General features: G+C 71.0%; 1 pseudogene. It reads left to right on the top strand.

The window, feature by feature from the left end:
• Positions 1-480: pseudogene (locus tag EN969_RS34740) on the top strand (DNA polymerase IV); the annotation flags it as partial.

Here is a 480-nt window from a genome sequence, read left to right as displayed (position 1 = left end):
GCATCTGGCCAAGATCGCCTCGCAGGTCGCCAAACCCGACGGGCTGGTGGTCGTCGAACCCGGCACCGAACTCGCCTTCCTGCATGATCTGCCGGTCGGACTGATGTGGGGCGTCGGCCCGGCGACCAGGGCGCGGCTGGCCGAGATCGGCGTCGAGACCATCGGTCAACTGGCCAGGACGCATGGCGGCGCGCTGACGCGCCTGCTCGGTCCCGCCGCCGGCGAAAAGCTCGCCGCCCTGTCCTGGAACCGCGACCCGCGAAAGCTGGAGACGAAGCGCCGCGCGCATTCGGCCGGCGCCCAATCGGCGCTTGGCCAGAAGCCGGCTATGGCACGGGTCATCGTGCCGACACTGCTGCATCTGGCCGACCGCGTCGCCAGCCGGCTGCGCGCCAAGGCAAGGCCCGGCCGCACGGTGACGGTACGCGTGCGCTTTGCCGATCTCCGCGCCGTCACCCGTTCGATCACGCTTGACCAGCC

The organism is Mesorhizobium sp. M7A.F.Ca.CA.003.01.2.1 (genome assembly GCF_003998945.1).
GTDB classification, from domain to species: Bacteria; Pseudomonadota; Alphaproteobacteria; order Rhizobiales; family Rhizobiaceae; genus Mesorhizobium; species Mesorhizobium ciceri.
Note: the sequence above shows the minus strand (reverse complement) of the source record. Positions and strands in the feature narration are given on the sequence as shown.